Source organism: Leifsonia sp. SIMBA_070 (assembly GCF_046534635.1).
GTDB lineage: Bacteria > Actinomycetota > Actinomycetes > Actinomycetales > Microbacteriaceae > Leifsonia.
This window is the reverse complement of record NZ_JAWRYK010001063.1, coordinates 1-229: the sequence shown is the minus strand read 5'-3', so window position 1 is coordinate 229 and position 229 is coordinate 1. Positions and strand designations below refer to the sequence as shown.

Genomic DNA, 229 nt, shown 5'->3' with positions numbered 1-229 from the left:
CAGATAGCCGGCACGGAAATTGCCGAACGCGATCGACAGGCTGTTCGCCGCGATATCGGGCATGTCCTCGGCCTCGACCACCGGATAGCCGAGCAGCGTTGCGGGCTGTCCCGCTGCCAGCGAAGGCTGCCACAGGAACGCCCCGTCATCGCTCTTCATCTTGCGGATACGCGCCAACGTGGACGAGTTCATCACGAAACTGGCCCCATGGCGATAGGCGGGGCGCAGC

1 protein-coding gene is annotated in these 229 nt (G+C 64.6%); it reads right to left on the bottom strand.

Annotated elements, in window-relative coordinates:
* On the bottom strand, window positions 1-229 hold a 229-nt coding region (locus SB754_RS23400; protein WP_410784623.1), incomplete at both ends, for a phage major capsid protein.